Source organism: Streptococcus sp. 1F3 (assembly GCF_054968985.1).
Window position 1 is genome coordinate 1 of sequence record NZ_JBUEQR010000009.1, and the last position, 20,165, is coordinate 20,165.

General features: G+C 42.2%; 8 protein-coding genes and 1 pseudogene. 2 read left to right on the plus strand and 7 right to left on the minus strand.

Translation table 11 applies throughout. From position 1 onward, the window contains the following. Nucleotides 1-218: 218 nt before the first annotated feature. The 4 genes from ACVPON_RS00385 to gla all read right to left on the minus strand — a co-directional run bounded on the left by ACVPON_RS00385 (nucleotide 219) and on the right by gla (nucleotide 8,441). Nucleotides 219-5,210 carry a S8 family serine peptidase gene (locus tag ACVPON_RS00385; protein ID WP_462874910.1) on the minus strand — a complete coding sequence of 1,664 codons (4,992 nt, stop codon included), beginning with the start codon at nucleotides 5,208-5,210 and terminating at the stop codon, nucleotides 219-221. Nucleotides 5,211-5,652: 442 nt separating this feature from the next. Further along, nucleotides 5,653-6,678 carry a serine hydrolase domain-containing protein gene (locus ACVPON_RS00390; protein WP_462874911.1) on the minus strand — a complete coding sequence of 342 codons (1,026 nt, stop codon included), beginning with the start codon at nucleotides 6,676-6,678 and terminating at the stop codon, nucleotides 5,653-5,655. Next, complete coding sequence (locus ACVPON_RS00395) at nucleotides 6,675-7,403, minus strand: CppA N-terminal domain-containing protein (protein WP_462874913.1); 729 nt, start codon at nucleotides 7,401-7,403, stop codon at nucleotides 6,675-6,677. The genes ACVPON_RS00390 and ACVPON_RS00395 overlap by 4 nt, the downstream gene beginning before the upstream one ends. A 186-nt stretch (nucleotides 7,404-7,589) precedes the next feature. Further along, complete coding sequence (gla, locus tag ACVPON_RS00400) at nucleotides 7,590-8,441, minus strand: aquaglyceroporin Gla (RefSeq protein ID WP_462874915.1); 852 nt, start codon at nucleotides 8,439-8,441, stop codon at nucleotides 7,590-7,592. 94 nt (nucleotides 8,442-8,535) lie between these two features. Here gla and ACVPON_RS00405 point away from each other — a divergent pair, with 94 nt between their 5' ends. Continuing rightward, a complete protein-coding gene (locus ACVPON_RS00405; protein WP_462874916.1) occupies nucleotides 8,536-10,806 on the plus strand; it encodes a Xaa-Pro dipeptidyl-peptidase in 2,271 nt (756 codons plus the stop codon). 465 nt (nucleotides 10,807-11,271) lie between these two features. Here ACVPON_RS00405 and ACVPON_RS00410 read toward each other — a convergent pair whose 3' ends face one another. Beyond that, nucleotides 11,272-12,435: an SIS domain-containing protein gene (locus ACVPON_RS00410; protein WP_462874918.1), complete on the minus strand. Its 1,164-nt coding sequence runs from the start codon at nucleotides 12,433-12,435 to the stop codon at nucleotides 11,272-11,274. Nucleotides 12,436-12,651: 216 nt separating this feature from the next. Here ACVPON_RS00410 and ACVPON_RS00415 point away from each other — a divergent pair, with 216 nt between their 5' ends. Continuing rightward, a complete protein-coding gene (locus ACVPON_RS00415; RefSeq protein ID WP_462874919.1) occupies nucleotides 12,652-12,951 on the plus strand; it encodes a YbaB/EbfC family nucleoid-associated protein in 300 nt (99 codons plus the stop codon). Between the two features lie 305 nt (nucleotides 12,952-13,256). Here ACVPON_RS00415 and ACVPON_RS00420 read toward each other — a convergent pair whose 3' ends face one another. Both ACVPON_RS00420 and ACVPON_RS00425 read right to left on the minus strand, forming a co-directional pair. Continuing rightward, nucleotides 13,257-14,855, minus strand: a complete 1,599-nt coding sequence (locus ACVPON_RS00420) for a family 20 glycosylhydrolase (RefSeq protein WP_462875065.1) — start codon at nucleotides 14,853-14,855, stop codon at nucleotides 13,257-13,259. Nucleotides 14,856-14,936: 81 nt separating this feature from the next. Then, nucleotides 14,937-20,048 (minus strand): annotated as a pseudogene (locus ACVPON_RS00425) (endo-alpha-N-acetylgalactosaminidase family protein); the annotation flags it as partial. Nucleotides 20,049-20,165 lie beyond the last annotated feature (117 nt).

Here is a 20,165-nt window from a genome sequence, read left to right on the forward strand (position 1 = left end):
CGCAACAACGGCCTTGCACCTCTTGAAATGAGGAACAAGGCCGTCGCTTAAATCTTTTATTATTTCATTGTCCACTTGACAGGGAGCAGTTCAGAAGAAGTCCATATAATCTTCTAGGGGGATCTCTATTTTTTACTCTTTCAAGAGCTTTGGAACAAAGAGAGGATGGCCCTCAAAGCAAATGAATAGAAATATTGGAAATCTATTTCGAGCTTCGACTAGCTTCTTCTCTTACTCGGTAAGACTGTCGTAAGAAAGAGACAACTTGTAAAGAAGAAACTCAACCAGACAACAGTTCCTCCAAAATCCTTGCTACCTGTAGCAGGAAGATTTCCTTCTTTGGTATGGCGAGTAACTGCTCCAATATCAGACACCTTTCCTGTAGAAACAGATGGAGAGATTGATTCTTTAACAAGGGCTGCTCCATCCTTTGAAGATATAGGTTTAGGAAGCCGTACAGGTTGTGGTTGTAAGTTGCCAATAACTGGAGTTTTGGCTTGTTTCTCAGGTAGTTCTTTCCCTGGTACAACTACAACTCCTTGAGGCTTCACTCCATCTAATTGCTGAATAGCTACTTGTAAGGCTGTCAGTGTGCGGTCTATCTCTTCCTGACTGACCAATTCCTTAGCTAAAATAGTCTGTGCCTCTGCTAGGGCTTGTTGATAGATAGCTAGGCTTGATGGTGTGGCGTAGAGGTACGAAGCTGCTGTTGCTTGGAAAGCTGGTTGATCTGCTACAAGATTTTTCAAGGTTGCTTGATTGCCAGCACGGCCATCTAATTCTGCGATGGCTTGTTCTAACTGAGCAAGTGCCTGATCGACCTGTTCTTGGCTAGCCTGTGGATCGCTAAGAATGGCTTGTGCCTCTGCTAGAGCTTGCTCATATCTCGCTTTTGTCATTTCACTTGCAAAAAGATAGTTGGCTGCTGTTTTTCTCCGATTTTCATCTTTTTGGACGAGTTGGTTTAGAGCTGTCCTATCTGTCTCTTTGCCATCTAGGGCTTGTTGAGCTTGTCGAAGTTGTTGCAACTGAGCATCGACCTCTTTTTGGGTCACATTCTCTTTAGCCATAAGCAGTTGCCCCATCCGATAAGCTGTATCGTAAAGATTTTTCTTCTCTTTAGTGGCATTGTAGTAAGCGGGTGAAGCTACAAGTTCTTGGTAGGTTCCCAGTTCAGCAGACAATTGAGCTAAATCAGTTGCTTTCCCGTCTAGGGCTTTCCATGCTTGAGTCAAATTTTTCTTTAATTGATCCAAGCTTTCCTGATTCGTCTTTTCACCAACAGCTGTTTTAGCCGCAGCTAAAACTGTTTCATAGTCAGCCACCTTACTTTCAGTAGCATTGTAGTAAGTAGACTGTGTTGGTAAGGATTGCAACTGCTCTATCAAAGCAAGTAATGCTCTCTTGTCACTGATCGTTAAGGATAAATGATTATTTTGATTCGCTACCACTTCTACTTCTTTTAGGTCTTCTAAAATTTCAACACCAGCTGGTAAATTGATATGGAGCTGGTATTTACCTGCTGGTAAATCCTTTCCATATCCATTGGCAACATATTTTGCCAGCGGTAGTACAAAGACACGACCATCCGCATCCATCAGGCTTACTGTTGCAGTTTCAGGTACCGCTTGATTGAATTGCACATCGACAGGAGACCAAATACGAGGACGAGCTAGGAAATCAAGTGATTGATAGCTGTTATTTTCTCCTATTTGAACAGGAAGAATGGTCTGACTGACTAACTTGAGATAATCTTGATCATAGGCAAGCAATTCAACACGATAGTCTCCAAATGGAAGTGAAATGGCTCCAGAAGGAGTTAGAGTTGTCTCCACTACATTACCACCTGCATCACGAATAACATAAGAGTATCTACTTGCAATAGGAGTCAATTGATCTGCATCTTTCAAGTCAATTCTGAGTCGACCAGATTGATTATCTGGGCTGATTATTTCAACCAGTGGTAGCTCTTGTCTATTTCCCGCATGATCTTCTACTGCATAATAGAAATCCTGAAGAGCTATTTCACTAGGCAGAGTATAGCTTCCATCTTCATTTGGTGCTACAAAGACTTTGTTATCAAAATAGATTTGTTTTCCATCTTTCTCTAAAGTTCCGGTCGTATAACCATTTCCATTCTCGTCTTTAGATATATAAAAGACTTCTTCACTACGGATACCTGAACCACCTTTTTCAATAACTGGACGTGGTCGGAAAGTGCGACTACTTTCATTGTAGATTCCAGTTGTAATCTCTGGGCTTTGGCGATCTAGGCGCACATTAAATTGGATCACTTGCTCCTTAGCTCCTGGAACCATAGGGAAGTAACGTACAACATACTGGTAGTCTCCTTCTGGCAGGTCGGCTCCATTTTGATCTACTCCCTTCCAGATTGTTTCAGAAACAATTGTTGATTTAGGATTTCTCTCATCTCCGGAGTAATAGTTTTTATCTCCTTCTGCTCCTCTACTCTGCCAGAGGGGATTTTTCAAGTCCGTATCATCTGCTGCATAGACACTAGCAACTAAATTACGATAATTCCTTAAAAATACTCCTTTTAGGGCAATCAAATCTTGATTATCATCTCCATTTGGTGAAAAAGCAAGCCGAATATTTCCAGTTTCATCTAACTGAAGGAAGGGGTTCCCTTTTAGACCTAGCTGACTACCCAAAATCATAGGATCACGATCACTACGTGCTTCTCTAGAATGGACATACTCAGAAGCATCTGTTACCAAAGCAGTAGCCTCACTATTTCCTGGTGCTGCCCCATCTCCTGTCCGTTCAAAGTAAAAACCATTTTGATTATCTTTCAAAAGATCATAGATGCTCTTTTCAAGAACTGGAAGATTTTGCCACTCCCCTTTAAAGCCAACGTAAGGAATGCTGACAACTTCTTGATCATCTGCATCCAAGAAACGAACAAAGCCTTCTAAATAATATCCATTTGGCATTTCTTTTAAAAGTTCGTCATGGAAGCGACTTGCATCTACATCAATGGTAATCTCTGTACTGCTATTTGCTTGCACAGTGACGGTCTGTCCCTTAATTTGGTCTAGGAACCTTGGAGCGAGGGTAATACGACCATCCACCACTGTATCTGTTGTCAATTCTGTGACATAGGTCAGTGTCTTTGCTTGATCACTTATATTGTGAAGAAGGAGCGATAAACGAAACTTAGAGTCAACATTTCCTAAACTGATGCTCGCATTGTCATTTTTTCCTGTAACATATACATCTTTTGTCATAGCAGCATAGGTATTGACAATCCCCGCTCCTTGTTGCCTTGGTGATGTGTAGGCCTTGGTTTCCTCATTAACATGTGGAGTTGCTGTACTCATCATCAAGTGCTTCATTAACTTCTCAAGCTCTTCAGGGGTCTTGGTTGGAAACCTATTGATGAGATACTGCTTTAATAAGACAGCTACCCCAGCTACATGAGGAGTTGCCATACTAGTTCCATTTTTGGATTCATATTTCCCATCATTGATAGAAGAATAGATCGCACCCCCAGGTGCTGCAATATCCGGTTTTAATTCCCCATCTGCACTTAGACCCCAACTAGAAAAATCTGATAATTTCTTCGCATTTGGATTTGGAATCATGCCCATTTGTTTGTTAAACTGCAGTTGATAAGTGCCTCTTGACAATTCTTCTCCTGCTCCAAGCGGAATAAAGGCACTAGGAATTTCTCTAGCAGCAGCATCAAGCGACATGTTAAGGTTTGCTCCCTCTTGATTATTGAAGATAACAACCCCTATCGCCCCTTTCGCTTTTGCATTGTTAATTTTATCTGTAAAGGTAATCTCACCACGCTTAATGAGGGCAACTTTTCCGGTTAAATCCAGAGCATTGAGATCCGTCTCACGTCCCAAGCCTGCATAGACATAATCATAAGATTTTCCTGCTTCAAATTCCTTAGTACTCTCAGATACGACTACTGGAACTTTTTTCGCAGGGGAAGCCTCAGACTGAACGATTGACATCATCTCACTTGTAATCATAGAGTTGTTGTAAGAAGCAACTGAAATAGCACCTGAAGCTGTAGAAGGATTTGCCACTAGACCGTAGTCAGGATTTTCTGCCAAGGGAGCTGCGTGACCTGAACCAAAAGCACCATCATTTCCTGCTGCAATAACCACGATTACTCCTGCTTTCTTTGCACGGTCAATGGCATCATCAAGAGCTGAACCAACATTTATCAAGGAACCATTTGCCCCTCCCAAGCTAAGATTGATACTATCTGCCCCTAATTTTACAGCATCTTCTATCGCACGTACATAGATAGACGCAGTAGTTCCTGGATTGTTATCTGAAAAGACCCGCAAAAAAATGAGTTGGGCTTCTGGTGCAACACCATAGATGTATTCTCCACTACTATCTACTTTCGTGGGATTCCCAACAGCAATTCCTGAAACATGCATTCCATGTGAACCCTCATCTTTTTCCTTGATTTCAGAATTACTATCCATGTAATTGTGGGCAAAGATAACCTTGTCACTATACCATTTCCCATAGTTGATACCAGCACTTTCCTTTACCGCTTCAAAAGATGCCTGATTAGGATACTTTGCTGTAGAGGCATCTGTCAGATGTAAAACATCATGTTCAACATCTAATCCAGAGTCAATGACTGCAACAACCATTCCCTCTCCCTTATATCCTGCTTCCCAAACAGGTGGGACATGAATAATTTGATTGCTACTGTCACTCAAGGGCTGAGCAGGTTGAGCTTGTTTTTCCACAGCAGCCGAATCTAGCACAGCTTCCTTTGATATCATTGAGGAGGCTGGCACTGGAGCGGTTTCCTCTGTTGCTACTGGAGGCGTTGGTGCTAGGGAGTCGTCCTTTGTTACCGTCGGAGAAGCTGGCGCTGGAGTCGTTTCCTCTGTTGCTACTGGAGCAGGAGTTGTCTCTACGCTCTCGGTGAGGGCTTCTTCTGGTTTTTCTTGATTAGAAGTCGCAAGACTAGGAGCCAGTGCTATTTCTTTCTCATCAGTCTGAGGTGCTATTTCTTCTACCTTCGTAGAACCATTCTCTCCTATCTCGTTCTGATTTCCAACAGCTAGACTACTTTCTGCTCCTCCTTGGGGAGAGACTTGCCTTTCTTCTGCCAAAACAGGACCAGCTACTGAAAACATAGCCATACCCAGCATCACAGAAACAAGACCTAGCTTATACTTCCGTAAAGAAAAATGCTCTTTTTTCATAGGTATCTCCTTAAAAATAAAATGATACAGCTTTCCGTCTGAATCTTATTATCTATAATAATAAAAACATTCTGAAAATTCAAGTATTTCCAGAATATTTTTCTATTTTTAAAGAGATTTTTTATTTTTAAGAGAAAAGGAGGATAAGCGTTTGCAAAATAATAAAAAAAGAGCATCTCTACCCTTTCTTCTAATACTCAATAAAAATCAAAAGTAGACTAGCTTTCGCAATTCTTAATTGTGAAAGCTTGGAAATGAGAGTAGCACCGCTCATTTCCTTATAATCGAAGCCAAAGGTAGAACGAGCCTTCACCAAGGCAAGTTGACGAAGGATCCTTTTGATTTTTTAAGAGTATAAGGAAACATCTACGCTCACAGTGAAGCTAGCCAGCTGAACTGTTATAACCCTTTCCTTTATAAATAACAATTTTTTCGTTTCAATTTAGAATAAAATGCAAGCTAAAAGCTCACTTCGCTCGCTACTTATTTTGTACCTATCAACTGATTCCTGCATTCCCTCTATACACGATTCAGCATGAACAGTCGCTTCCAGAGACGCTACAATGACCTGATACAATTCCTTACGTTTCTCAATCCACAAGGGACGATTATCCTCATCATAGGTACGATTAGTGAGAAAGATGGCTGCTAACTGCTTTTCTGGATTGACCAAAAGAAAGGGACCCGTATAACCTGTATGGTCCAACCAACCACCCGCTTCAAGGTTCCAGACTATTGAGCGTGGTTTCGAAAAACTGATATTTTGAGCTAGATCTCTGGCAAAAGCCTCTTCCAGATAATGGTTGAGGAAAACTTTCAAGTCTGCTAAGGTCGAAAACAAACCTGCCGAACCACAATGTACTCCCAATACCTTAGCCTTGGGATCATGGACCATACCTGCTTGCTTTCCTTTCACGGTTGGAACTGCCATCTCAACTGGACCAAATTGTGTCTCTAGCATGCCCCAAGGTGTGAAAAGTTGATTCTTGAGCAGAAGATCTAAGGGCTGAGCAAGCAACTCTTCCAGCATAAAGCCAAGTAAAATCAGATTGACATCTGTATAGCGAAAACTCTTATCCGTCGTCACCCGAAGCTCTTCAACAGCTTCCTTGAGGCTCTCAAAATCCAAGCTATCCCGATTTGGAATATAGGGATCGATCCCTGTTGTATGGGTGACCAATTGGCGAATGGTTACACTGCCATCATGAAATCGAGGATAGTAGGTCTTCAAAGGCTGATCCAATTCAATCTTTCCGGCTTGCAGTAAAAAAATCAGGATTGTGCCTACCCCGACAACTTTCGAAACCGATGCCAGATCATAGGTCAATCCTGGTTGCGTGGGCAGGTTTTCTTCACTGTTGCCCACATAATACTCTTCCCACTTGCCGTGGTGATAGAGGGCTACACTTGCTCCTCTATATAATTTTTCAGCTATTTGCTGGTCCATTTTTTCTACAATAGCCTTCATTTTTCAAACCATAATTCAATATTACTGCTATCTGTCGTCTGCAAAAAGCGCCCTTTCTTGTCCTTAAAGAAAGGAACCTGTAACTTCTCTTCTAGGGCTGTCCAGTCCATATCTGCTGGGACAGGGATACGTAAGCTATCTAAGTCCCAAGTCTTGTCTGCCTCAATCAGTAAATCCTCTCCCCTAGCTTCACGAAATTCCAGTATCTCTTGCCCTGGTAACAGACACTCATAAAGGGTACGACTTTCTTCAGGCTGAGGTGTATTGATGATAACTTTCTCAATTGAAAAAGCTGTCAATTTCTCAAAGCCATCTAGCTTACGAAAGACTACTGGCGGTAAAATCTCAACCAGCTGTGTCAGATCCTCTTCTGCATGGAGCAAGAAAAGATCATTTTCTGGCGAAACACTTTCAAAAGCATACCCCCTTGCACCTTTATAAAGCTTGGTAAAGACTGCACCACGTGCCAATAAGGCTTCAATTTCTGCAGGATTCTCTACCCGCACCACGATTTTATGAAGCTTTTTTGTGCCTTTTACTGCTCGTGTCCGCATACTTGGCGATTCAACCAAGACCAGCTTTGGCTCCAAGGTCTCCCTATCTCCAAATTCTGCAAAGGCTGCATCTTCCAAATGGGTCTTAAAACCAAGATTATCCTCTAAAAATCGCTGATTCACTCTACGATTGTTCATCCGAATAACTGGAATTATCTTCTTCACTTTCATTCTATCCATTTCCCTTATTCAATACTTCTCTATTGTAATGGAAAACAATAAAATTTACAACTAATTACCGACAAGAAGCCAGAACACTTCCCCCTGCATACAAGGCACTTTTTTCCATTCCTCATCCCCATATTTCAATAGACAAAAGACGAGAATGAAAAAGAGGCCTTGCGACCTCCTTCTCTCTTATCCGTAGATTAGCTTATAAAGGGCTACTGCACTGATACCTGCTGCGATTGGTGCAAGGACTGGTACCCAGGCATACCACCATTTTGAGTCTGCTTTTGCTTGACCAAGAACTGCTTGTGGCAATAATTGGTGCAAGATACGTGGACCCAAGTCACGGGCTGGGTTCAGTGCTGGACCAGTTGGGCCACCGACTGCAGCTACAAGCGCCATCACCAAGAAGCCGAGTGCCAAGTGAGAGACATTTAAGCCCGGACTTAGGAAGTTACTCATTTGAATCTTCAAGGTTGGATCAGATAAATTTGCTCCTTGTTTCGCTGCAAAATGAAGGACTTCTGCCCCAAAGTAGTGCTTGGTAATCGCCATTGCCCCAAAGAACAAAACGAATGAGCCAAAGAACTCGTTCAAAAATCCGTTCATCCATGATGCCTTGCGACTAGCTACTGTACCATCATCAAGGGCTGAAATAGTTGAAAATGAACCCAAGATATGATTTGGATTGTCTGTCTTTAAGAAGTAGGGACGATAGATACCGACCACCACTGCTTGACCTGCAATTGCACCAAGTAGCTGCGCTGTGATATAACCGGGAACCAAGGCCCAGTCAAAATAACCAGATACAGCTAAACCAAGGGTAAAAGCTGGATTAATGTGGTTTCCAGAAACATTTCCAAACATCAAGGCTGGCATCATAACTGCTAAACCATAACCGATGGCAATCAAAATCCAACCTGAGTTGTTTCCTTTTGTGCCTTTCAAATCAACATTAGCCACTGTCCCATTTCCCAAGATAATGAGCAAGGCAGTTGCAAGAAATTCTGTAAGGTACTTAATATGTACTGCTACATCCATTTTTTCATATTCCTCCAAACATTTTTAGACAAACACTATTGTATCAGCTATAATAGGGAATGTAAAGAATATTTTACTATTTAAGGAGAAATGTATGCGTTTTAATCAATTTTCTTATATCCAAACACCCCCAGAAACCATGCTAAAAGAGTTAGCAGGCTTAGGATTTTCCCTCCATCCAGAAATCAGTGACAAGGAAAACTTGATGCGCTTTGTCCGTAGGGTCTTATTTTTAACAGAAAACACAGACATCGCTCTATCAAACCTTCTTGCAGATTGGGAAACCGACCTCTTGACCTTCTTTCAATCCGACAGGGAAGTATCCGACCTCATTTTCTATCAAGTAGCCCTTCAGCTACTCGGCTTTGTACCCGGGGTAGACTATACGGATGTTATGGAATTTGTCTCAAGCAGCCAATTTCCGATCCCCTATACTCATCTACTTGAAAATCTCTACCAGCTTCTAGCAACCCGAACGAAGTCTGGGAACACCCTGATTGACCAACTGGTCAGCGATGGACTGATTGCTGAAGATCAAACCTATCATTTCTTCAATGGAAAGTCCCTTGCAACCTTCTCAACGAGCCGACTCATCCGTGAAGTGGTCTATGTCGAAACACCTGTTGACACAACCAAATCCGGGCAGACAGATCTGGTTAAAGTTTCTATTTTACGTCCTACCATTGCAGAAAAAATTCCTGCAGTTATCACCAACAGTCCTTATCATCAAGGAGTAAATGATCAGGCTAGCGACAAGGCCTTGCACCAGATGGAAGGAGAGCTGACGATCAAAAAGCCTAAAGAAATCACACCAAGTCAGACAGTGGTTCACACCTTACCCGCTGATACCCAAACACTTCCTATCAGTAAGGCGACTGAAAAGCTCGGGCATATCGGCTCCTACTCACTCAATGATTATTTCTTGGCTCGTGGCTTTGCTAGCATTCACGTCTCAGGGGTGGGAACCCTCGGTTCGACTGGTATGATGACCTCAGGAGATTACCAGCAGGTCTACAGCTTCAAAGCTGTGATTGACTGGCTCAACGGTCGAGCAAGAGCCTATACAGACCACACTCGCTCGCACATCGTTCTTGCTGATTGGGCAAATGGGAAGGCGGCAACAACTGGACTGTCCTATCTAGGTACTATGTCAAACGCTCTGGCTACAACGGGGGTGGAGGGGCTGGAAGTAGTCATTGCTGAAGCTGGCATTTCTTCATGGTATGACTACTATCGGGAAAATGGGCTTGTAACAAGCCCCGGTGGCTACCCAGGTGAGGACCTCGATAGCCTGACTGCTCTAACCTACTCGAGAAGTTTACAAGCAGGCGACTTCCTCCGAACCAAAGACCAATACCAAGCTGCATTTGACGCTGAAAGGCAAGCACTTGATCGGACAACTGGCGACTACAATTCCTACTGGCATGACCGCAACTACCTTCTTCAGGCTGATAAGGTTACCTGCGAAGTCGTCTTTACCCATGGAACACAAGACTGGAATGTCAAGCCGATTCATGTCTGGAATATGTTTCATGCCTTACCTCAAGAAGTTTCTAAGCACCTTTTCTTCCACCATGGTGCTCACGTTTATATGAACAACTGGCAATCCATCGATTTTAGAGAATCAATGAATGCTCTACTGACACAAAAATTGCTAGGACAAGACAATCAATACCAACTTCCTCAAATCATTTGGCAAGATAACAGTCTGGAACAAAGCTGGACAGAACTGGAACATTTTGGGGGACAAAAAGAGCGGACCTTCCCTCTCGGAAAAGATATCCGCACGATTCAGAACCAATATCCAACAGACATCTTTTCTAGCTATAGCAAATCCTATCCTCGCTTTTTAAAAGATCTCTTTGAAGATAAGGCACAACAGGCTACGATCGATCTCCCTCTGTCAGAAGAGTTACACCTAAATGGGCGAGTCCGTCTCAAGCTCCGTATCAAATCAAGCCTGTCCAAGGGGCTCTTATCTACACAAATCTTGGACCTAGGTCCTGCTAAGCGCCTCGCTCCAATTCCTCAGATGAAGGCTCGAGCTAGTCTTGATAACGGTCGCTTCTACGCTATGGAAAACTTAATGGAACTTCCATTTGTTGAAAGCCCTTATCGCGTCATTACAAAGGGCTATCTCAATCTGCAAAACCGCACCAATCTCTTGAAAATTGAACACCTACCTGCAAATGAATGGGTTGATTTCGAATGGGAATTGCAACCGACTATTTATAAATTCGCTAAAGATCGTACCATCCGCGTCCTCCTTTATACGACAGACTTCGAATGCACCATTCGTGATAATAGCGACTGGCAGATCGACATTGATTTAGCCAATTCGGCATTAAGCATGCCACATACATAGAGATTGATTTGCTTTTATACTCAATAAAAATCAAAAGTAGGCTAGCTTTCACAATTAAGAATGGTGAAAGGTTGGAAATGAGAGTAGCACCGCTCATTTCCTTATAATCGAAGCCGAAAGTAGAACTAGCCTTCACCAAGGCAAGTTGACCAAGTATCCTTTTGATTTTTAAAGAGTATTAGTATGGTTGTTTCGTTTCCTTTTAGTACTAGGCAAGGAGCTGCAGGCTGCTTCAACAGTCTAAGGACTGTTGAAGGTTGGAAATCATACTGACGATAGTCAGTAACAATCGTAGAGGACGGCAAAGTGAGTTCCAATCGAAAGGAGCCGGGACGTAAGCCCAGCTCCTTTCGATATTCTATTGAGCAAGATTAGAATCACTCTAAAACGTTATCAACCAAGAGAACTAGTAAATAAAGTAGGGTGAAGCATTCTAGTCCTCTTGACAGTAAGGTTTTTTAAATCCTACAATGGGTGAATAGTCACTCCTTGTACAACACGGTTAACAGTCCCAGTTGGAGACGGTGTATCTGGGAGATTCTTACACTTGACTGCAGCCATAAGGGCAAAGGTCTGTCCAAACAAAATGTATGGGAAGGTCAAGAAGACATCTGGTAGGGCTGCTCCACCTTCTGCAAGGACAAAGTTCGGTGCTTCAGTCCCTGCTAATTTATCTGCAGATAGTGCCACAATACGGGTTACAATCTGATCACCATAGACTTCATTGATTAAGTCCACATCATACTGTCTTGTATACGCATCATTTGAAGCAAAAAGTAGGACAATTGTTTTTTCATTGATAAGTGACTTTGGTCCATGACGGAAGCCAAGTGGAGACTCATACATGGTCGCAATCTTTCCAGCCGTCAGTTCCAAAATCTTTAATTGAGCTTCATGGGCAAGACCATAGAAGCCACCAGCTCCTAGATAAATCACCCGCTCAAAGTCTAGATCAACCAACTCCTGCACATAGTCTTCGCGACCTAGTACATCCTGACCAAGACGTGCAATCACATCGACCCAACCTGCTTTCACTTCCGCTGTTTCTGGCGAGAAGACGAGCAAGGCTGTCAAAGCCATACAAGTATAGCTACCTGTCATCGCAAAGCCCTTATCATTTGATAAGGCAGGTTGAAGCAAGAGCAGATTGGCTGCATCCCCTTCTGCTGCCTGTGCTAATTTTCCTTCTGGTGCACAGGTAATCGTCACCTGATAAAGAGTATGGACTAATTTTTTAGCAATTTCAACCGTTGCCAAGCTCTCTGGAGAATTTCCGCTTCGTGCAAAGGAGACGAGAATCGTCGGAATATCTGCCTGTAAATAATCATGTGGACGACTAACAATCTCAACCGTTCCAACTGTCACAAAGCGAATGTGCTTCATATCATTAACCTGATTTAAATGATTGGCAATACTTTGACCAACGAAGTCTGACGTTCCAGCACCTGTAAAGATAACTTGAACAAAGTCATGCTTTGCCTTAATATCATCTAAAAATGCCGTAATCGTCTCTAGCTTATCATGATAGAGCTGATAGGCTTCTTTCCACAAGCTTGGTTGCTGATAAATCTCAGGCGCTGTAATAATTGCACCCAGTCTTTCTAATTCTTCCTTTGGTAAGTGAAACATAGGACCTCCCCCTTGGTGGTTATAACCAGTTTTTCTTTTATTATACTCTTTAAAAGCGCTTCCGTCAAGATAAAATAGGGCTATCTAGTAAAAATATCGCTAAATATCATATCTCCCCCTTTCACTAATCGTGCCAGCCTGCATCAAAGTATGATATAATAATAGGCGTATCACCTTCGATATACGATTTGTTACTACAAAGGAGAATAACCAACCATGATGAATATGCAACAGATGATGAAACAGGCGCAAAAATTACAAAAGCAGATGGAAAAAAGCCAAGCAGAACTCGCAGCAACCGAGTTTGTAGGAGCATCTGCTCAAGATTTGGTTTCCGTACGCTTTACAGGAGATAAGAAGCTCATAGCCATTGATTTCAAGCCTGAAGTAGTAGACACAGAGGACATAGAAACTCTACAAGAGATGACCATTCAAGCAGTCAATCAAGCACTAACAAAAATTGACGAAGCTACGCAAAAAACACTCGGCGCTTTTGCAGGAAAATTACCCTTTTAGACTTGCCGGTGAGAAACAAAGCTAGTCACTCTGATAGCTCTCTTATCAGGGAGTGCGAACAATCAAAAACCACTAAAACAATCATCTATTGATTGAACCAATGATACATCTATGCTAATACTCAACAAAAATCATAAAATACCTCTTGAAGCAAGATTTGCTCTTCTTCAAGAGGTATTTTTTCCGAGCTTTTAGCCCGTATTCAATGAAGATATGAAAGGCCTTTAAAAATTCGGAAGCAGGACAAAGAAGCAAACTTTTTAGTTTGCTTCTTCAATGTTTATGAAGTATAAGGGATAAGTGGCCTACTCTTTCTCTTTTTTCTTGTAAAAGAGTGAGCCAAGGAGGGTCACACCTAGAATAGAAAGCCAAGCGCTGGTCTTGCTACCAGCAGCTGGTAGGGCAGCTTTTTCTACTTTAGTTTCTTTTAGTTCCCGGTTTTCTTGAGATTTTTTAGAGGTGTCTGAGGTCTTGCCTACTGGCTCTTTCTCTGACTTATCTTTACCAGTTTCTTCCTTATTCTTATTAGGGAGTTTCTGTTCCTTATCCTTATCTGTCTCAATTGAACCTCCTTGTCCCTTATCTGGGATAGGTTGCTCTTCATCTTTTGGTTTAGGTTGCTCTATAGGTAATAGGGCCAACTGCTCACGTGCTTCTTTTATTGCAGTTGCAAACACGGCAACCTGATTTTGCTCTGCACTAGTCAAGGACCAATCAATAGCATTAATTGACTTGATGAATCGCTCCACACTTTCTGGAGTGTATTTATCCAATTCAGCTAACGGAGGATTCAATTGCAACTCCTCATATACCAGAGCATAATCTGCTGGGAAGTAGGTCAAATTTCTCTTATAGAAAGCATCCATCAATCTGAAAAGATTTTCTTTGATGTATGGCCGTTCTGGGTTATCTGCCCAAACCGCAACCATACTTCCAATCGTTGGAACCGTACTTCCCTCATTGCCCAAGACAGAATCAAACTTGTGCTTGTTAATTCCATCTATTCCTTGATCAAGATTGTAATAACCACTACCCGCCTTATCACGACCGATGACATAGTACCAAGAATCATTGGTATTCAAGATGGCATGTCCCTTATCTGATAGGAATTTAGAAGAAGCAACATGGTAACCATTCCATCCTCCAGTCCAATAAGATACAATCAGATCCTTATCAAAGACTCCTGCATCTTCTTTGGAACGATAATAGATACCATCATTAAAGGCCATCGGCTTCATACCTGTCTTTTTGACAATAGCTGCTAAATCATTGGCATATTGAACAAATTTGCTATACTGTCCAGTTGACTGGAGTAGCTCAAAACCACTGATTCCATGGAAAGCATCATTCGCATACTCATCCAAGCCGATGTTAAAGATCTCTGTTCCCTTACCAGCAAAGTATTCAGCATATTTCTTGACCAAAGCCTTAGTAAAGGCGAGAGCTTCCTCATTATTCAAATTCACTGTTCGACTAGACTTTCCACTTCTACCATTTGGCAAGGTATGGCTAAAGTTGGCATTTTCAATGCCTAGTTGCCCCATAGCTGTCAAGATAGCATCCATATGCCCAGGACTATTCAAGGCTGGAACAAGGTCAATATCCTTTGCTTTAGCATAGGCAATCAAATCATCCATCTCTTTTTGAGTGAGAACTGTTCCTGCTGGATCATTATAGTAACGACGATTTCCTTCAAGAAGAGCTTCCCTAACCTCATCACTTGCATAGACCTTGTTAGGGGTTTCGATCGTCATATCATCTAGCAAGAAACGGAGACCATCATTTCCCACAAGGAGATGAAGAGTATTGTAGCCTAATGTCTGAGCCTTATCGATGATTTCTTCTAAATCTTTCGGTGAGAAGTATTTACGACCTGCATCAATAGAGATTGCTTTGACAGTCATCAGCCTACGAATCCTCTCCTCTGGAGTTAGATTTGCAAGTTCTTCTTTTGAATCATCAACGATGTCATCTTTCGTGCCAATCTCAACGATTTCATCAACCACTTCATGCAGGACTTCTCGCGTACCTACTTCGCGGATATCTGTGATTTCACCATCTTCTCCCTTGAGCAACTCATAAAAGACACGGACTCTTCCTACTTCTCCCTTTCGGGTCACCTTCTTCGTTCCACGAGGGAGATCGGCGTTTTCTACTTGAATAGTCTTATAATCAATCGGTATTTCGTTGACTTCAAGTTCTTTCTTCGTGTGGACTAAATCCTCTAGTTTTCCTGTTTTCTTCAACTCTGACAAACTAGCAACATAACTGTCTAGCATATTTTGAGTGAGGAGATGATCATCCTTTAGACTATCTACAAAATCAGACAACTCTTTCAAGGATTGAAGCAATTCTGGATTCCCATTGCTCCGAAGCTCTTGCAAGACACGATGATAAGCATCATAGTTAAGCGGTGTTTCTTCTTGAACTGGTACGATGAATCTCAATTCTGCTGCAGATTGGAATGTATCAGGAGTATCTCCATAAGAAGCAGTTCCTACCAATACAATCTTCTTAGCCTTAATGGTTCTACCAAAGTCAATCGTCTTTTTCTCTGCATTATCTGCCCAATCTTGAGCGGTAAAGGTATGCTCTTGCCCTTGGTCATCGGTCACTACTAAACGTACATTTTTCAAGATACCATTGCTGCCAGATTGACGAGGAACATATTCGAACTTCGTGATATCTGTTGGTTCTTTCAAGACAATCGTTGCAGGCGTATTGATACTTGTCGCACTCCACGGAGTATGCCATAAAGTTGCTGTGTCACCATCAAAGGCCTTGGCCAACCCTTCACCACTTTGTGCTTGGGCATCCAACGATTCAATCTCATTTGGTAAAATAGCCTGACGTTTCTGAACCAAGCCAGCAATAGATTGATTTACTTGTTCAATCAAGGCTTTAGCATCTTCTACAGAAATGTCTGGATCACTTACTCTGAGAAGGTACAAGGCTTCACGAACTGGATCAAGACTCTCTTTTGTATAAGTATCATTCGCAACGATTGGCAGGTAGTTCCTAAGAGCCCCCTCTACCAACATCGCTCCTGTTACTTCAATTTCTTCGATAACGAGATTATCTAAAATAAAGTCATTATAGCCTCTAAAGTTAGCGTCTCCACCTGTATCTCCATGAGTGTTGGAGGCTGTCCCTGTTGAGTAAATTCCAATCCAGCTCTCACCGCTTTCTGCCCCGTTGACAAGGAAGTTGACACGTTTGGCACGAGACGAATCCGTCCAGGTATTTCCTAGTAAATGCATCTCAGTCTGATTGATATTACTGAAGGCACCTTCACCAATCACAAAAGCGTAGGTATTATCAGAACCAGACTCATAATCAAAACTGACACGATAGGATTTACCTGCCTCAAAGCGATAATTTTGAGGAATTGTTTGATAGATCAAACGCTGTCTATTCACTAGACCATTTGTTTTCAAAGACCAATCACCCTCAATAACATCATCAATTTTCTTACCATTCCAACCTCTTTGGGTATATGGAGCATTCTTTTCAGACAAGTGGGTTCGGTTATCATTGACTCCCTCAGCAGCTCCAATTACAAATGGGAAGATTCCTTGAGCTACATTTTCAAAGTCCTGTGTAAACTTCTTAGCCGTAGGAGTTGTATCATGACCGTCCGCATACATCGCTGATTCATTTTCAAAGATCCGAATATCATCAAAATACGCTGCACCATCTCCTGCCTCTTTCGCCAAGGTCAACGTTACATTAGAAACATCACTGCCTGTTGTAAAGTAGACATACATATTTTGGAAGTAACTCAAATTATCAACCGTTGCAGTAGAAGATAAGGTATTATGAGCATAGGCCTGAACATAGTTCAAAGCAATGGACTGCTTGGTGTAATTGCTCACTTCTTTTTCACCGGTATGAACAGTGATACTTGCTTTTGATTGGCTCCTGTTGTCAATTCCAACATAGGCTGCATATCGTGTATTTGGTTTTAAATCTGTTAATTTCTGAGTGAAGCTGACCTTATCGCTGTTATTTTGAATCCGCAACATATCATTATGTCCCTGAGACTTCACAATGCTTGCTGTATTGGCATCACCAGTCTTTGTCCAATGATCCAAGGTTCCGCTATTGAATCCTTGGTCATAGATATGCATGCCCTCACTCCAAGATACTTCTGGATTGGTCTGCTGTGTCTTGTAAAGTACATAAGGTTGATTCGCTAGTAGATTTAAGGTAATCTGACCATTAACAACTGGAATGAGCTGTTCTTCAACCTTGCCTAGATCTGTTAGCTTGTAGAGGTAAACCGAAGAGTTTGCCCAGTCAGCCGGTAATTGCCAACTTGTTTGACCTGCCTCTGTATTGAAGTAGTACATCTTCTCCTTGTCTTTAGCCAATTGATTTCCATTGGCATCCCAGTTCCAAGGAACTAAGTAAGCACTACCATCCTGGATAACCCGTCCATTCAACGTCACCGTTCTCTGACGATACAAAGGACTCGTCACATCGTTGCTCTTACGAGTGAGAACTAATTGAGCATTATCCTTATCTGTCAGCCTAATCTCCATCTCTGGTACCCATTTATAGGTAGAACCATTGTCTGTCATACTGACAGCTTGACCATTCTTCCAGTTACTTACTGTAAAATGTTGGATGTATTTGGTCATGACATCATGGGCAAATAGATTGGTGATATAGCCATTATAGTCACTACGACCTTGCCAGCCTTCGAAGTCTTTCATGCTATAGCCGCCCAATAGTGGGTAGTTCGCAGCACCACCATAGGAAGGATAATCTCCATTCCAAGCATCTTTTTGATGGTTTCTGATGAAACGTGTGATCGCGCTATTGATCCCTTTATTGGTATAGCCTCCATAAGTGAGATCCGCAGCCCAATGTTGGAAAGTAGAATCGTATTCTCCTCCATGACCCCACTCGATTGCAAAACGCCAGCCTTGGTCAATGATTTCCTTCGCTAGTACGTGCGTTGCCCAAGCTCCATTGTCACCAGATTGCCCATTTCCCCAAACATCCACATAGATGAAATCTAAGCCCTCACCTAATTCAGCTTTGAGATCCTGCCAACGTTTCAAACGATTGTGTGCCAAATCATAGGCCGCATTGATATTGATTCCTTGGTCTAACCAGTTCCAACCATAGCGATAATTGCCATTTGCGTCCTTGCTCAAGATTGCCTCTGTGAAATACTTAGATTCCGGATAGGTTTCAGAAGCGTTGACGTGAATTCCAAGTTTTGCACCGTAAGCCTTGGATTTTTCAATCAAAGTCTTAAAGTCCTTCACTCCACCGATACGTTTTCCAATATCCGCATAGTTCAAATGCCCAGAATCATGCCCTTCTGATCCATATCCTTTTAAGAGAACTCCTTGACCTAGACCATCTGTATGTAGGGCAATCTTCTTAATCCCATCTAAGGTCATCAAGAATGGATTTTGTGCTTGTGATCCAAAGTTCATCGCAATACGGTAAGCAGCAATATCCTTAACGCTCTCCCATCCCTTTGGATTATTCATAATTTCACGATAAGCAATCGCACCGTCCTGCCAATCAACTACTTGGTCATTGTTTATATCTTCAGTAAAGATGACCTTAGCACTTGGCAATTCTAGGGTGTATTCTGGAAATACAATGCTTCTGTGAGCCCTTTGCCATTGCCATGGAGAACTTGCGATTCCTACATAGTTCTTATCTCCTACTGTCTGCTTATATGCTGACACGCGAGTGAAGTCGTCTGCCCCTCCTCCATAACTATTTTGAGAGTTACTCCAAACACCCGCTGCAACCTTATCAGTCGAAACAAAGCCGTACATGAAGCCTGAACCAAAATCACCCATCGGATTTCTTACATCCACATGGACATCTCCTGATTGATGGGTATTGTTTGACATCCTTGCTCCGTCAAATTTAGCTTGATTTTGATCGCTTGATACAGAAACCAAAGGAAGGGTCAAGAAATTCAAACTAGACAAAAGTTTCTTTGTACTATCAATCCTTTTACCGTAAACTACTTCGTTATGGTTGTCGATATTGGTAATGTCAAAATGAAGCTGATTATTCTCAATTTTAAGTCGAACAGTGATATCTGCATCAATCTTTTGATCAGCCTTTTGTATCTTTAAGACATACTCAGCTGTCTTGTCATCAATCTTGCGATAGGTAACCTGTGGCTCGATTTCATGATCATTGATCGTAACCTTCCGAGTAGGAACCACCTGACCATACATCTTGTTACCCTTGTAACTGTACTCTTTAATCCGTGGGAAAGTGGTGTCAATGATTGCTTCTAAAACATCCGATTTAATCGTATCATAAACAATCTGACTGTCATCCACTACTGGTCCAGTTTCTTTGTCACTATCTGGCTGCGACGGAGCAACATTCTCCTGATTGTCTGTTTTGATTCCAACAACTGTTCGATCATCGCCATAGCTGCCTGCCTTGACTAGGATACGCTTGCTATCTGCTAAATTATTCACGACAGCACTCGGTAAGGTAATGGTATCAAAAAGAGAAGTTCCATTATTGGTTGCATTTAGCTGACCATCGGCCTTTAGGGTGATGGTTAATTCATTTAGCGAGTTTTTATCCGGTGCAGCAACACGACTTCCCTGATACCAGGCATTTTGATTTGGGGTTTTATGTTCCCAGAACCAACCATCCCGATCGTAACCTACAAAGATATTATTAGCAGCGTCCTTAAATTTTAGGAAAACTCCAAAGCGAGATTTCGCTGCTTCAGATTCTGCCAAAAATTGAAGAGTGACAGAGGCATTGCCATTCTCATCAACTTGTAAGCCTTCTTTTTCATAAAGTGCTGGATTGGCAGCATTATCATTTTGGGCAGTAGAAGACAGTTTATTGTAGCGAACGCCATTTTTTTCAATCACTTCTACTTCACCAGGACTAACCCCTTCTGCTGGCTTCCACTCCTTATAATCAGGCTCATTAGTTGCCCGACGAACCCTTCCCCTAGAAGCTGGTTCCTGATCAGCCTTTGGAGCTGTCTCTAGTTTAGGCGTTTTTTCTTCAGTTCCCTTCTCCTCTTTAGGTACTTCTGTTTCCTTTGGTTTCTCTGTTGCTTCCTTAACAGGTGCACTCTCTGGAGTAGCAACCGGTTGCTCCGGTTGGCTAGCTTTTTCAGAGGCTGGCTCCTCGTTAGAAGCTTCTGCTACTCTAGCCTCCTCAACTGGAGTTTCGACAGGCGTTTTTGCCTCCTC